At 69.3% G+C, this 13,954-nt stretch carries 10 protein-coding genes; 1 reads left to right on the top strand and 9 read right to left on the bottom strand.

The window, feature by feature from the left end; translation table 11 throughout:
• The first annotated feature begins 6 nt into the window (after window positions 1–6).
• Window positions 7–2,058, top strand: coding sequence for a putative bifunctional diguanylate cyclase/phosphodiesterase (locus ACIGFL_RS10590; protein WP_397497146.1), 2,052 nt, complete (start codon window positions 7–9; stop codon window positions 2,056–2,058).
• Between the two features lie 25 nt (window positions 2,059–2,083).
• Here ACIGFL_RS10590 and ACIGFL_RS10585 read toward each other — a convergent pair whose 3' ends face one another.
• The 9 genes from ACIGFL_RS10585 to nuoG all read right to left on the bottom strand — a co-directional run bounded on the left by ACIGFL_RS10585 (window position 2,084) and on the right by nuoG (window position 13,918).
• Window positions 2,084–3,091, bottom strand: a complete 1,008-nt coding sequence (locus tag ACIGFL_RS10585) for a TRAP transporter substrate-binding protein (protein WP_397497145.1) — start codon at window positions 3,089–3,091, stop codon at window positions 2,084–2,086.
• Window positions 3,092–3,339: 248 nt separating this feature from the next.
• Window positions 3,340–4,794, bottom strand: coding sequence for an NADH-quinone oxidoreductase subunit NuoN (gene nuoN / locus ACIGFL_RS10580; protein WP_122107797.1), 1,455 nt, complete (start codon window positions 4,792–4,794; stop codon window positions 3,340–3,342).
• 6 nt (window positions 4,795–4,800) lie between these two features.
• Complete coding sequence (nuoM, locus tag ACIGFL_RS10575; RefSeq protein ID WP_397497144.1) at window positions 4,801–6,333, bottom strand: NADH-quinone oxidoreductase subunit M; 1,533 nt, start codon at window positions 6,331–6,333, stop codon at window positions 4,801–4,803.
• Between the two features lie 281 nt (window positions 6,334–6,614).
• On the bottom strand, window positions 6,615–8,462 hold the full coding sequence (gene nuoL, locus ACIGFL_RS10570) for an NADH-quinone oxidoreductase subunit L (RefSeq protein WP_397497143.1): 1,848 nt from the start codon (window positions 8,460–8,462) through the stop codon (window positions 6,615–6,617).
• The gene (nuoK, locus tag ACIGFL_RS10565) at window positions 8,459–8,767 is read right to left on the bottom strand and encodes an NADH-quinone oxidoreductase subunit NuoK (RefSeq protein WP_122108003.1); all 309 of its coding nucleotides are present in this window, start codon (window positions 8,765–8,767) and stop codon (window positions 8,459–8,461) included. The genes nuoL and nuoK overlap by 4 nt, the downstream gene beginning before the upstream one ends.
• Entirely contained in the window at window positions 8,767–9,270 is a 504-nt protein-coding gene (gene nuoJ / locus ACIGFL_RS10560) for an NADH-quinone oxidoreductase subunit J (protein WP_122107800.1), read from the bottom strand. Before nuoJ ends, nuoK begins: the two co-directional genes overlap by 1 nt.
• A 400-nt stretch (window positions 9,271–9,670) precedes the next feature.
• Entirely contained in the window at window positions 9,671–10,219 is a 549-nt protein-coding gene (nuoI, locus tag ACIGFL_RS10555; protein WP_397497142.1) for an NADH-quinone oxidoreductase subunit NuoI, read from the bottom strand.
• A 10-nt stretch (window positions 10,220–10,229) separates the two neighbouring features.
• A complete protein-coding gene (gene nuoH / locus ACIGFL_RS10550) occupies window positions 10,230–11,210 on the bottom strand; it encodes an NADH-quinone oxidoreductase subunit NuoH (RefSeq protein ID WP_397497141.1) in 981 nt (326 codons plus the stop codon).
• A complete protein-coding gene (gene nuoG / locus ACIGFL_RS10545) occupies window positions 11,207–13,918 on the bottom strand; it encodes an NADH-quinone oxidoreductase subunit NuoG (protein ID WP_397497140.1) in 2,712 nt (903 codons plus the stop codon). Before nuoG ends, nuoH begins: the two co-directional genes overlap by 4 nt.
• Window positions 13,919–13,954: the final 36 nt, after the last annotated feature.

The raw sequence follows: 13,954 nt of genomic DNA, 5'->3' as shown, positions 1-13,954 counted from the left end.
GTTTCGATGCTGATCGGTAGTTACGATTTATCCCTGGTTGTGCTGTCGCTGTGCGTGGCCATCCTGGCGTCCTACACGGCGCTCGATCTGGCCGGACGCATCGCCAGCGCCAAGGGCATCGCCCAGTCGCTGTGGATCGCCGGCGGCGCGGTGGCCATGGGCATCGGCATCTGGTCCATGCACTTCGTCGGCATGCTCGCCTTCAGCCTGCCGATCCCCTTGGGTTACGACCTCGCCATCACCCTGCTGTCGCTGGCCATCGCCATGCTCGCCTCGGGCTTCGCCCTGTGGCTGGTCAGCCAGCCCGAGCTGCCGGCCTGGCACCTGGGCCTGGGTGCGCTGGCCATGGGCGCGGGGATCGGCGCCATGCACTACATCGGCATGGCGGCGCTGCGCATGCAGCCGGGGATCGACTACGACCCGCTGCTCTTCGCCCTGTCGCTGCTGATCGCCGTGCTCGCCTCGGGCGCGGCCTTGTCGATCGCCTTCCGCCTGCGCCGCGACACGCCCTACGTGCGCCTGGCCCGCGGCGGCGCGGCGGTGATCATGGGCATCGCCATCGTCGGCATGCACTTCACCGGCATGGCCGCGGCGAACTTCCCCGCCGGCAGCTACTGCGCCGCCGCCGGCAGCGGCCTGGACAGCGGCTGGCTGGCCAGCCTGGTGGTGGTGGTGACCCTGGCGGTGCTGGCCATCGCACTGCTCACCTCGATCCTCGACGCCCGCCTGGAGGCGCGTACCGCGCTGCTCAGCAGCTCGCTGGCCAAGGCCAACGCCGAGCTGACCCAGCTGGCCCTGCACGATGGCCTGACCAAGCTGCCCAACCGCCTGCTGCTGGAAGACCGCATCGGCCAGGGCATCCTCAAGGTCGGGCGCAACGGCGGCCATTTCGCCCTGCTGTTCATGGACCTGGACGGCTTCAAGCCGGTCAACGACGCCTTCGGCCATCATGTCGGCGACCAGCTGCTGGTGGCCGTGGCTCAGCGGCTGCGCGCCCATCTGCGCGCCCAGGACAGCCTGGCGCGGATCGGCGGCGACGAGTTCGTCCTGCTCGCCGAGCTGCGTCAGGCGCAGGACGCGGCCAACCTCGCGGGGCAGGTGGTCAGCCTGCTGAGCCAGCCGTTCCTGGTCGAGGGGCACGAGTTGCGCGTCTCCACCAGCGTCGGCATTGCCCTCTACCCGGGCGACGGCAGCGACCAGCAGGACCTGCTGATCAACGCCGACGCGGCGATGTACCACGCCAAGGGCCTGGGCAAGAACGGCTACAGCTTCTTCGAGCGCTCGATGAACACCAACGCGCGCCAGCAGCTGCAGCTGCTGCACGACCTGCGCGCGGCGCTGGAGCGCGGCGAGTTCCGTCTCTACTACCAGCCCAAGTTCGCCACCGGCAGCGAGCGCATGATCGGCGCCGAGGCGCTGTTGCGCTGGCAGCATCCGCAACAGGGGCTGCTGGCGCCGGATCGCTTCATCGGCCTGGCGGAGAAGACCGGGCTGATCATCGCCATCGGTGACTGGGTGCTGGACGAGGCCTGTCGGCAGATGCGCCTGTGGTACCAGCAGGGGCGCAGCGACTGGCGGGTGGCGGTGAACCTGTCGGCGCTGCAGTTCTGCCACGGCGAGCTGGTCGACAGCGTGCGCCAGGCCCTGGCGCGGCATGAGCTGCCGGCCAACTGCCTGACCCTGGAGATCACCGAGAGCACGGCGATGCACGATGTGAACGCCAGTCTGGCGATTCTCCAGCAGCTATCGGCCATGGGCGTGGACATCGCCATCGACGACTTCGGCACCGGCTATTCCAGCCTGCTCTACCTCAAGCGCCTGCCGGCCAACGAGCTGAAGATCGACCGCGGCTTCGTCCGCGATCTGCAGCACGACGGCGACGATGCCGCGATCGTCTCGGCCATCGTCGCCCTGGGCCAGGCGCTGAACCTGCGCATCGTCGCCGAGGGCGTGGAGACCCGCCAGCAGCAGGCCTTCCTCACCGAGCTGGGCTGCGACTCGCTGCAGGGCTACCTGCTCGGTCATCCGCTGCCTCCGGAGCAGTTGCCGGCGGCCTGAAGCGCCTTGGCGGGATTCCGCCAGGCTAGTCGCGGTGCTTGCGGTTGACCGTCTGCGCGGCCTTGATCACATCGCTGCCGATCGCCGTTTCGAACTGCTGCCACACCGGGCGCATGGCGTCGCGCCAGGCCTGGCGCTGCTCGGCGCTGAGTTCGAGCACCTGGCTGCGTCCGGAGTCGAGGATGCGCTGGCGATCGGCCTGATTGGCGGCCTCGGCCTGGCGGTTCACCGCGTAGGTGACTTCGTCGATGATGCCTTCCAGTTCCATGCGGATCTGGTGCGGAATGCCGTACCAGAAGCGCGAGTTGCTCACCAGCATGTAGTCCAGCACGCCGTGGTTGGTCTCGCTGATGAAGGGCTGCACCTCGTGCAGCTTCTGGCTATGGATGTTCGACCAGGGGTTCTCCGCGCCCTGCACCTGGCCGCTCTGCAGCGCCTTGAACACTTCGGCGAACGGCAGCTTCTGCGCGCCTGCACCGAGCTGGCGGAACTGCGCCTCGAGCACCGCCGAGGGCTGGATGCGGAAGCTCAGGCCATTGGCGTCGCCGGGCATCTGCAGCGCGCGGGTGGCGGACAGCTGCTTCATGCCGTTGTGCCAATAGGCCAGGCCGACGATGTTGTGATCCTCCATCGAGCGCAGCAGCTGGCGGCCCTTGGCGCGTTTCTGGAAGCGGTTGACCGCGTCGAGGTCGTCGAACAGGAAGGGCAGGTCGAACACCTGCAGCTGCTTGGTGTACTGCTCGAACTTGGCCAGCGAGGGCGCCAGCAGCTGCACCTCGTTGTTGCGCAGGGCCTCCAGCTCGTTGGCGTCACCGTACAGGCTGGAGTTGGGGTAGACCTCGACCCTGACCTTGCCGGCCAGGCGCTCCTCCACCAGTTGCTTGAACAGCAACGCGCCCTGGCCCTTGGGGGTGCCGTCGGCGACCACGTGGGAGAACTTGATCAGGATGGCTTCGTCGGCCTGGGCGCTGAGCGCCGCAAGCGAGCTGAGCGCCAGGGCGCAGACGGCCAGGGCGCGGATCGTGTTGAGCATCTTGCTACCTTTTTCTTCTTATCTGTGTGAGGCGCGGGGCGCCCGGTGTTGGTGGCGTTGGCCGCGGGCGGCGGAGCTCGGCAGCGCCGGTTCGCGGTCAAGGCTGGTAGCTTGCATGGCAAGGGCTGTGCCAGGGTGGCGATTTTCCGCCAGCGCCGTGACCACGGGAAAAGCCCCGTGACGCAGCGCACAGCGGGTGGCGGAAACCCGCCATTGGCCCGCTCGGGCCTAGCGGAATCTTGCCGGTGTCAGCCGAGCGCGACGCCCTGCAGCATGGCCAGCAGGGGCTGCGGATAGACGCCGATGGCGAACGCCAGCAGCGCCACCAGCAACAGCATCATGCCGCCGGCGCGCTGACCCCAGTCGAAGGGCGCGTCGTGGCGATGCAGATTGGGCTCGCGCAGGTAGAGGGTGACCATCACCCGCAGGTAGTAGAACAGGCCGATGGCGCTGCCCAGCACCAGGGCGCCGAGCAGCCACCACAGGCGCGCCTCGACGCCCACGGCGATCAGGTAGAACTTGCCGATGAAGCCGGCGGTGAGCGGAATCCCGGCCAGCGACAGCATCATCACGGTGAGCACCGCGGTCAGGTACGGGCGGCGCCAGAACAGCCCGCGGTACTCGTACAGGGCGTCGGCGTCGCGACCGCTGTAGGGGGTGGACATCAGGCTGATCACGCCGAAGGCGCCGAGGGTGGTCAGCACGTAGGTCACCAGGTACACCGCGGCGGCTTCCAGGGCCAGGCCGCGGCTGGCCACCAGGGCCACCAGCAGGTAGCCGAAGTGGGCGATGGAGGAATAGCCGAGCAGGCGCTTGAGGTTGTTCTGCAGCAGCGCCAGCAGGTTGCCCACCAGGATCGAGGCCACCGCCAGGGCCGCGAGCAGCTCGTGCAGGGCCGGCGCGGCGGCCACCGGCGCCAGCTGGAACAGGCGCAGCAGGGCGGCGAACACCGCCACCTTGCTGGCGGTGGCGAGGAATGCGGCGACCGGCGCCGGCGCGCCTTCGTAGACGTCCGGCGTCCACAGGTGGAAGGGCACCAGCGACAGCTTGAAGGCCAGGCCCACCAGCATCAGGCCCAGTGCCGACTGCGCCAGCAGGCCGGGGGTGCCGAGGCTGGCTCCGATGGCGGCGAAGGCCAGGCTGCCGGATTCGGCGTAGAGCAGGGCCATGCCCAGCAGCAGGAAGGCGCTGCCGGCGGCGGAGAGGATCATGTACTTGATCCCGGCCTCCAGCGAGCGGCGGTTGAAGAAGGCGTAGGCGACCAGGGCGTAGGTCGGCACCGAGAGCAGCTCCAGGCCGATAAACAGCCCGGCCAGGTGCTGCGCGCTGACCAGTACCAGGCCGCCGCAGGCGCTGAGCAGCATCAGCAGGTAGAGCTCCTCGCGGTTGCCCGGGTAGCCCTTGCCGCGGCCCTCGCCGAGGTAGGCGTGGGCCAGGGTCACGCAGGCCAGGGTGGCCACCAGGATCAGCGCCATGTAGAAGGCGGCGAAGCTGTCGATGCGCAGCAGCGGGGTGACCTCCAGCGGCATCACCCGCAGCGCCGGCAGGAGGGCCAGCAGCGCCAGGTTGAGGCCGATCACGCTGAGCAGAAAACTCTGCCGATGGCTGCGGCGCCAGGCGATGCCGAGCATCACCGCGATGGCGGTGGCGGCGCAGACCAGCAGCGGCAGCAGGGCGATGAAGTGTTCGAGGCGTAGATCCATGGCCGGCTACCTCGCGACCGTCAGTTGGGCGAAGGCCGCGCTCAGCCACTGCTGCACGCCCTGCATGCTGGCCGCCGAGGTGTCCAGCACCGCCTGGGGGAACAGCCCGAGCCACAGCAGCAGCGCCACCAGGCCGAGCAGCATGGCCAGCTCGCGGCCGTCCAGCGCCTGCAGCGCCGCCTCGCTCTTAGCTGGCCCGTAGAAGGCGCGCTGCATCAGGATCAGGGCATAGACCGAGGCCAGCACCAGGCCGCTGGCGGCGACGACGGTGAACCAGGGCCAGTCCTTGAACGCGCCGAGCAGGATCAGGAATTCGCCGACGAAGTTGCCGGTGCCGGGCATGCCCAGGCTGGCGGCGGCGAAGAACAGGGTGATCCCCGGCAGGTAGTGCATGCGACTCCACAGCCCGCCCATCTGCCCCAGCTCGCGGGTGTGCAGGCGCTCGTAGAGCTGGCCGCAGAGGATGAACAGCGCCGCCGCCGACAGACCGTGGGCGAGCATCTGCACCACCACGCCCTGCAGCGCCAGGGGGTGGCCGCTGTAGATGCCGATCAGGATAAAGCCCATGTGCGAGACGCTGGTGTAGGCGATCAGCCGCTTGATGTCGCTCTGGGCGAAGGCCAGCAGCGCGCCGTAGACGATGCCGAGCAGGCCGAGGCCCATGGCGATGGGGGCGAATTCGGCCGAGGCGTTGGGAAACAGCGGCACGGCGAAGCGCAGCAGGCCGTAGGCGGCGGTCTTCAGCAGGATGCCGGCCAGGTCCACGGAACCGGCGGTCGGCGCCTGGGCATGGGCGTCGGGCAGCCAGGAGTGCAGCGGCACCACCGGCAGCTTGACCGCGAAGGCGACGAAGAAACCCAGCATCAGCAGGTATTCCAGGCCGGGCGCGAGCTCGGCGCGCAGCAGCAGGGCGTAGTCGAAGGTGAGCACGCCGCTGGCATTGAAGTGGCTGAGCACCAGGCCGAGGATGGCCACCAGCATGATCAGGCCGCTGGCCTGGGTGTAGATGAAGAACTTGGTCGCCGCATTGATCCGCGAGCTGCTGCCGTCCGCCGCGCTGTGCCCCCACAGGGCGATGAGGAAGTACATCGGCACCAGCATCATTTCCCAGAAGAAGAAGAACAGGAACAGGTCGAGGGCGAGGAACACGCCGATCACCCCGCCGAGAATCCACATCAGGTTTAGGTGGAAGAAACCCACCCGCGCCTGGATCTCGCGCCAGGAGCAGAGTACCGAGAGCACCCCGAGCAGGCCGGTGAGCAGGATCATCAGCAGCGACAGGCCGTCCAGCGCCAGGTGGATGTTGATGCCCAGGCGGGGAATCCACGGCTGCTTGAACTCCAGCTCCCAGACCGGATCGCGGCCCGGCATCGGCGCCAGCTGGAAGTCGCCCTGGGCCCAGAGCAGCAGGCCCAGCGCCAGCACCAGGAGCATGGTCAGCAGCGCCAGCCAGCGCGGCAGGGTCTGGCTGCGCTGCTCGCCCAGCCAGCACAGCAGGCCGCCGATAAAGGGGATAAGGATCAGCCAGGGCAGGATCATGCCGCCTCCATGCTAGGGTCGGTTGCCGTTTCGTTCGTAGCCGCGCCGGAGCCGGTTTTTCCGCGGGGCTAGGCACGAGACGCGAAGTTTGGTCGTCCAAATGAGCCGTCGAGTAACAACGCACCGCGGGAAAACCGGCCCGGCCCGTAGGGTTGCGCGGCAAATGGCGCCAGCTGTTGTTGCAGGACTTGGCAAGGGAATGGCCATTACCGGCGTCCTGCGCCTAACCTGGCGCCATTTGGCGCAGCAACGCGGCTCACGAACGAAACGGCAACCGACCCTTAAGTCCATGCCAGGGCTCCTAGCAGCAGCACCGCGCCGCCCGCCAGCGAGGCGGCGTACCAGCGCAGCCGGCCGGTCTGGCTCAGGCTCAGCAGCAGGTGCGCCAGCCGCGCCAGGCGCGGCAGCAGGCCGAGGCCGCGGTCGCAGGGGTCGCGGGCCAGCAGCCGGCACAGCCACAGGTAGGGCAGCACGAACAGCCGCTGGTAGAGCCAGTCGAAGCCCCAGGCCGCGCCCCACCAGGCCACCAGCAGGCGTCCCGGGGCGCTGGCGGCCAGTGCCGCGACGTGCCGGCGCTGGCCGAGGAACAGCCCGGCGGCCAGCGCCACGCCGATGATCGCCACCGCCGAGGACAGCAGCTCCAGGCCCAGCCTGCCGTCGCCGTGGGCCGCCCCGGGGCCGGCCGGCAGCACATCGGCCAGCGGCGGGACGATCAGGCCGCCGACGAAGGTCGACAGCACCAGCAGCAGGCCCAGCGGCAGCCAGTGGGCGAGGCCCTGGCCGGGGTGGGCGTCGATCTGCGCCTGGCCGTGGAAGGCGATGAAGATCAGGCGGAAGGTGTACAGCGAGGTGAGCAGGGCGCCGACCAGGCCGGCCGTCAGCAGCAGGCGCTCGCCGCCGGCCAGGGCCTGCCAGAGGATCTCGTCCTTGGAATAGAAGCCGGCGGTCACCAGCGGCAGCGCGGCCAGGGCGCCGCCGCCGACCAGGAAGCAGGCGTAGACCAGCGGCAGACGCCGGCGCAGGCCGCCCATCCTGAAGATGTCCTGCTCGTGGTGGCAGGCGTTGATCACCGCGCCGGCGCTGAGGAACAGCAGGGCCTTGAAGAAGGCGTGGGTCATCAGGTGGAAGATCGCCGCCTGCCAGGCGCCGACGCCCAGGGCGAGGAACATGTAGCCGATCTGGCTCATGGTCGAGTAGGCCAGGATGCGCTTGATGTCGCGCTGCACCAGCGCCGCGCAGCCGGCCAGCAGCAGGGTGATGGCGCCCACCGCGCCGACCAGGCCGAGGCTCAGCGGCGCCAGGCTGAACAGGCCGTGGCAGCGGGCGATCAGGTAGACCCCGGCGGTGACCATGGTGGCGGCATGGATCAGCGCCGACACCGGGGTCGGGCCGGCCATGGCGTCGGCCAGCCAGGTCTGCAGCGGCAGCTGCGCCGACTTGCCCACCGCGCCGCCGAGCAGCAGCAGGGTGGCCAGGGTCAGCAGCGCATCGCCGCTGGCGAAGCGTTGCGGCGCCAGCTCCAGCAGCTCGCGGATGTTCAGCGTGCCGAGGGCGTGGTAGAGCAGGAACAGGCCGAGGGCGAGGAACACGTCGCCGATGCGGGTGACGATGAAGGCCTTCAGCGCCGCCGCGCCGTTGGCCGGGTTGCGGTAGTAGAAACCGATCAGCAGGTAGCTGCACAGGCCCACGCCTTCCCAGCCGAAGTACAGTGCCAGCAGGTTGTCGCCGAGCACCAGCAGCAACATGCTGGCGACGAACAGGTTCATGTAGGCGAAGAAGCGCGCGTAGCCTTCCTCGCCGCGCATGTACCAGCTGGCGAACAGGTGGATGAGAAAGCCGACGCCGCTGACCACGCCGAGCAGGGTCAGCGACAGGCCGTCCAGGTGCAGGGCGATGGCCGGGGCGAAACCGTCCACCTCCAGCCATTGCCACAGCGGCTGGACGTGGACGCCGCCGGCCGGCGGCGCGCTGAGGAACTGCCAGCCGACCCAGAGCGCGGTCAGCGCGGCGAGGCCGACCGAGCCGACGCCGATGGTCGCCGCCTGGTTCTCGCTCAGGCGCCCGCGGGAGAACGCCAGGGCGAGGAAGCCGAGCAGCGGCAGGAGCAGGGTCAGGGGCAACAGGTTCATCCGCGCATCTCGCTGGCCGAGTCGATGTCGAGGCTGTCGTGGCGGCGGTACAGCTGCAGCAGGATGGCCAGGCCGATGGCCGCCTCGGCGGCGGCCAGGGTGATCACCAGGATGAACATCACCTGGCCGTCGGCCTGCGCCCAGCGGCTGCCGGCGACGACGAAGGCGAGGGCGGCGGCGTTCATCATCACCTCCAGGCTCATCAGCATGAACAGGATGTTGCGCCGCACCAGCAGGCCCAGCAGGCCCAGGCAGAACAGCAGTACGGCCAGGGCCAGGCCGTGTTCCAGCGGTACCGTGTCGATCATGGCTGGTTGGCCTCCGCGCGGCCGAGGTGGAAGGCGGCGACCAGCGCCGCCAGCAGCAGCATCGAGGCCAGTTCCACCGCCAGCAGGTAGGGGCCGAACAGGCTGATGCCCACCGCCTTGGGCGGCACCGTGGTGTGCCCCAGCGGCTGGCCGCCGTCGAGCCGCCACAGGGCATGCAGCAGCAAGGCCAGCAGCAGCGCGGCGAGGATGCCGGGGCCGATCCAGATGCCCGGGGTCAGCCACTTGCGCTCCTGGGCGATCACCGCCGGGCCGAGGTTGAGCATCATCACCACGAAGACGAACAGCACCATGATCGCCCCGGCGTAGACGATGATCTCCAGCGCCCCGGCGAAGGGCGCGCCGAGGGCGAAGAAGCACATGGCCACGGCCAGCAGCGAAATGATCAGGTAGAGCAGGGCGTGGATCGGGTTGTGGTGGCCGATCACCCGCAGCGTGGCGAGCAGGGCGATGGCGCCGGAGAGGTAGAAGGCGATGGCCATGGTCAGTGGCCTCCCTCAGGTCTATGTTTTTGGAGCACTTCAGGTGCAAAGGCAGCCGCCGCTTTTGCGTGTGCCGGTAGCTCTGGTTGCGCCCCCTCGGGCGCCTTACTTTTCTTTGCTCGTGCAAAGAAAAGTAAGCAAAAGAAACACGCCCCTGCATCCGGGTCTCGCTGCGCTCGACTCCCCTTTCTCCGGTATCGCTCCGGGGGCCGGCGTACATGGGCCATCCCTGGCCCATTACGCCTCTCGCCGCGTCCCTGCGGCTCGTCCCCCTGCGCAATACCTCCGTTCGGCCTCCTGACGGGGGACTTCGCGCGCCTGATGAATTGAATGTCGGCAGGATCCTGCGTGGTAACCCCTCCGGGGAGCCGCATGGAGCCCATCGACGCGAATGTTCTCGTCATGGCAACAACCCCTTCACATTGATCGGCTCGGCCTCGTTCAGCGCCGCGCCCTTGGGTTTGCCGGCGATGGCCAGGCCGGCCACCCGGTAGAAGTTGTAGTCCGGGTACTTGCCGGGGCCGGCGATCAGCAGGTCGTCCTTCTCGTACACCAGCTGCTGGCGGTCGAACTCGCACATCTCGAAGTCCGGGGTGAGCTGGATCGCGGTGGTCGGGCAGGCCTCCTCGCACAGGCCGCAGAAGATGCAGCGCGAGAAGTTGATGCGAAAGAACTCCGGGTACCAGCGGCCGTCGGCGCTCTCGGCCTTCTGCAGCGAGATGCAGGCCACCGGGCAGGCCACCGCGCAGAGGTTGCAGGCCACGCAGCGCTCCTCGCCGTCGGGGTCGCGGGTCAGCACGATGCGCCCGCGGTAGCGCGGCGGCAGGTACACCGGCTCCTCCGGGTACTGCAGGGTGTCGCGCTTGCGAAAGGCGTGGGCGAAGATCATCGCCAGGCTGCGTAGCTGGGTGTAGGTGCCGTGCAGGATGTGGCCGATGGCGCGGAACATAGCAACCTCCCTAAGCCGCCGCGACCAGCACCAGGGCGCCGGTCACCAGCAGGTTGAGCAGGGTCAGCGGCAGGCATACCAGCCAGCTGAAGTTCATCACCTGGTCGTAGCGCGGCCGCGGTATGGACGCGCGCAGCAGGATGAACAGCATGATGAAGAACGCCGTCTTCAGCGCGAACCAGACGAAGGGCGGCAGCAGCGGGCCGTGCCAGCCGCCGAAGAACAGCGTTACCAGCAGCGCCGAGACCAGCACGATGCCGATGTACTCGCCGACGAAGAACATCCCCCATTTCATCCCGGCGTACTCGATGTGGTAGCCGTCGGCCAGTTCCTGTTCGGCCTCCGGTTGGTCGAACGGATGACGGTGGGTGACCGCCACGCCGGCGATGAAGAAGGTGCAGAAGCCGAGGAACTGCGGAACGATGAACCACAGGTGCTGGTGCTGGTAGTCGACTATCTCGCGCAGGTTGAAGGTGCCGGCCTGGGCCACCACGCCCATCAGCGCCAGGCCCATGAATACCTCGTAGGACACCGTCTGCGCCGAGGCGCGCAGGCTGCCGAGCAGGGCGAACTTGTTGGCGCTGGACCAGCCGGCGAACAGCACGGCATAGACCGCAAGGCCGGCCATGGCGAAGAAGAACAGCAGGCCGATATTCAGGTCGGCGATGCCCCAGGTAGGGGTGATGGGCACCACGGCGAAGGCGATCAGCAGCGCGCTGAGGGCGACTATGGGCGCCAGGGTGAAGATCAGGCGGTCGGCGAACGGCGGCGTCCAGTCCTCCTTGAAGAACATCTTGATCATGTCCGCGCCGAGCTGGAAGGCGCCGAACGGGCCGACCCGGTTGGGCCCGTAGCGATCCTGCCAGAGCCCCAGCAGGCGCCGCTCCACCCAGCTGAGCAGGGCGCCGCAGAGCACCACGGCGACCAGGATGACCAGTGCCTTGAGCACGGCGCTGAGGATCGCCAGCAGCTCGGGGCTGAGCCAGCTCATGGCCGCACCTCTTCGATGCGCTCGGCCAGCAGGCCGTCGAACACTGCCGGCAGCCCGGCGATGCCATGGGGCAGGGCGAGCAGGCCGGGGGCCAGCCGATCGCTCAGCTGCAGCGGCAGCTCGAACGACTCGCCGGCGATCTGCAGGTGCACCCGCGCGCCCTCGCTCAGGCCCAGGCGCTGGCCGTCGGCTCGCGCCAGGGTGGCGCAGGGCGGCGCCATGCGCGCCTGGATCGGCGCGGCCAGGGCGCTGGTTTCCTCGCTGCCGAACAGCTGCTGGCGCGCCACCAGCTGCCAGCAGCCGGGTTCGGCGACGAAGGCCGGCGGAATGTCGTGGCACCAGTCCAGGCGCGCGCCGGAAGGTTCCAGCAGGCGCACGCCGGGGTCGCCGGCACGCAGGTGGCCGCCCACTTCGTCCTGGAACTTGTTCCAGGCCTGCGGCGAGTTCCAGCCCGGCGCCCAGGCGAAGGCCACCTGCTGGCGCGGCTCGGCGCTGCCGGCGTAGCCCTCCATGGAGAAGGCGAAGGCGCTGTCGATGTCCTGCGGCGCGCGCGGCTCGTGCACGCTCTGGTTGGCGCGCATGGCGGTGCGGCCGCTGTAGCGGTGCGGCTCGCGCGCCAGCTTGAGGCCCTTGATGCGAAATGCCGCCGACGGCGCCGCCTCGACTATGCCGGCCAGCGCCGGAATCGCCTCGGCGCAGGCGGCGGTGACCTGATCCAGCTGGGTCCAGTCCACCGCGCGGCCGTCGCGGGTGCAGTGCAGGGCGTGCAGCCAGCGCCAGCCCTCGCGGATCAGGCAGTCGGGGTCGTAGTAGCTCGGCTCGAACACCTGGAAGAAGCGCTGGGCGCGGCCCTCCTGGTTGACCAGGGTGCCGTCGCCCTCGGCGAAGCTGGCGGCCGGCAGCAGCAGGTCGGCGCAGGCGGCGGTGGCGCCGTGCTGGTGATCGAGCACCAGCAGGCTGCCGGCCGCCTGCAGCGCGGCCTCGACCACTGCATGGTTGGCGCGGCGGTACAGGTCGTTCTCCAGCACCACGGCGGCCTCGGCCTTGCCGTCGATCAGCGCGTGCAGGGCGGCGTCGGCCGAGTCGCCGCCGAGCAGGGCCAGGCCCAGGCTGTTGGCCTCGCCCAGCACCAGGCCGATGCGCGCGTGCTTGCCGTGTTCGTGCAGGGCCTTGGCGATGCTGGCGGCGGCCTGCAGCAGCGCCGGCTGGCCCAGCGAGGTGCCGGCGATCAGCAGCGGCCGTTCGGCGGCCAGCAGGTCGGCGGCGATGCGCTCGGCATGGCGGCGAGTGGCTTCGTCCAGTTCGGGCACCGCCGGCGCCTCGGCATCCAGGGCGTGGGCCACGGCGAAGCCGAGGCGGGCGATGTCGGCCGGCGCGCCGTGCCAGGGCAGGGCCACGTCGTCGAGGCGGGTGGCGTCCGGCGTGGCGCTGTGCAGCGGATAGCGCTCCTGCTGGCCGATGGTCTTGACCGCGGCGTCGAGCCAGGGCTGCACCTGCAGCGACGCGGCCAGCTGCACGGCCTTGCCCTTGACCATCTGGCGCAGCGCCAGGGCCATGCGCGCGGCGCTCTGGGTCAGGTCTTCGCCGAGCACCAGGGCGGCGTCGCAGCCTTCCATCTCGCGCAGGCTGGCGCTGGGCAGCGGGCCGTGCTGCAGCAGCTGCACGGCCAGGTGCAGGCAGTGCAGCTCGCCGGCGGCGATGCCGCTGTAGAAGTGATCCGCACCGACCAGCTGGCGCAGAGCGAAGTTGCTCTCCAGGCTGGCGCGCGGCGAGCCGATGCCGATCACCCGTTTGCCGGCCAGCAGCGCCGCGGCGCGGTCCAGTCCGGCGTCCAGGTCGAGCTGCGTGCCGTCGGCCAGCTGCGGCCGCCGTGGGCGGTCGGCGCGGTTGACGTGGCCGTAGCCGAAGCGGCCGCGGTCGCAGAGGAAGTAGTGGTTGATCGCGCCGTGGTAGCGGTTCTCGATGCGGCGGATCTCGCCGTAACGCTCGCCGGGGCTGATGTTGCAGCCCAGCGAGCAGCCGTGGCAGATGCTCGGGGCGAACTGCATGTCCCATTTGCGGTTGTAGCGCGCCGAGTGGGTCTTGTCGGTGAATACCCCGGTCGGGCAGACCTCGGTGAGGTTGCCGGAGAACTCGCTCTCCAGGGTGCCGTCCTCGACGCGGCCGAAGTAGAGGTTGGCGTGGGCGCCGTACACGCCCAGGTCGCTGCCGCCGGCATAGTCCTTGTAGTAACGCACGCAGCGATAGCAGGCGATGCAGCGGTTCATCTCGTGGCCGATGCAGGGGCCCAGGTCCTGGTTGAGGTGGGTGCGTTTGCTGAAGCGGTAGCGCCGCTGGCTGTGGCCGGTCATCACGGTCATGTCCTGCAGGTGGCAGTGACCGCCTTCCTCGCACACCGGGCAGTCGTGCGGGTGGTTGGTCATCAGCCACTCGACCACGCTCTCGCGGAACTGGCGCGCTTCTTCGTCTTCGATAGATATCCATGGCGCGCTGCCGGCCGGGGTCATGCAGGCCATCACCAGGCGGCCGCGCTGGTCGTTCTCGTCGTTGAACTGCTTGACCGCGCACTGGCGGCAAGCGCCGACGCTGCCGAGCGCCGGGTGCCAGCAGAAGTAGGGGATGTCCAGGCCGAGCGACAGGCAGGCCTGGAGCAGGTTGTCCGCCCCGTCGACCTCGTATGCCTTGCCGTCTATATGGATGGTGGCCATCTGCTGCTGCCTCGTCGTCTGCCTTGCCGTAGAAGC

This window comes from Pseudomonas sp. NPDC077649 (genome assembly GCF_044542855.1).
Taxonomy (GTDB): domain Bacteria; phylum Pseudomonadota; class Gammaproteobacteria; order Pseudomonadales; family Pseudomonadaceae; genus Aquipseudomonas.
The sequence above is the reverse complement of the archived record's forward strand: the minus strand, read 5'-3'. Positions and strand labels throughout refer to the sequence as shown.

What these genes read in the sequence shown, in the direction of transcription:
- ACIGFL_RS10590 (WP_397497146.1), top strand. Translation starts at nt 7, where the DNA reads ATGCTGATCGGTAGTTACGATTTATCCCTGGTTGTGCTGTCGCTGTGC.
- ACIGFL_RS10585 (WP_397497145.1), bottom strand. Translation starts at nt 3,091, where the DNA reads ATGCTCAACACGATCCGCGCCCTGGCCGTCTGCGCCCTGGCGCTCAGC.
- nuoN (WP_122107797.1), bottom strand. Translation starts at nt 4,794, where the DNA reads ATGGATCTACGCCTCGAACACTTCATCGCCCTGCTGCCGCTGCTGGTC.
- nuoM (WP_397497144.1), bottom strand. Translation starts at nt 6,333, where the DNA reads ATGATCCTGCCCTGGCTGATCCTTATCCCCTTTATCGGCGGCCTGCTG.
- nuoL (WP_397497143.1), bottom strand. Translation starts at nt 8,462, where the DNA reads ATGAACCTGTTGCCCCTGACCCTGCTCCTGCCGCTGCTCGGCTTCCTC.
- nuoJ (WP_122107800.1), bottom strand. Translation starts at nt 9,270, where the DNA reads ATGGCCATCGCCTTCTACCTCTCCGGCGCCATCGCCCTGCTCGCCACG.
- nuoI (WP_397497142.1), bottom strand. Translation starts at nt 10,219, where the DNA reads ATGTTCCGCGCCATCGGCCACATCCTGCACGGCACCTACACCCAGCTA.
- nuoH (WP_397497141.1), bottom strand. Translation starts at nt 11,210, where the DNA reads ATGAGCTGGCTCAGCCCCGAGCTGCTGGCGATCCTCAGCGCCGTGCTC.
- nuoG (WP_397497140.1), bottom strand. Translation starts at nt 13,918, where the DNA reads ATGGCCACCATCCATATAGACGGCAAGGCATACGAGGTCGACGGGGCG.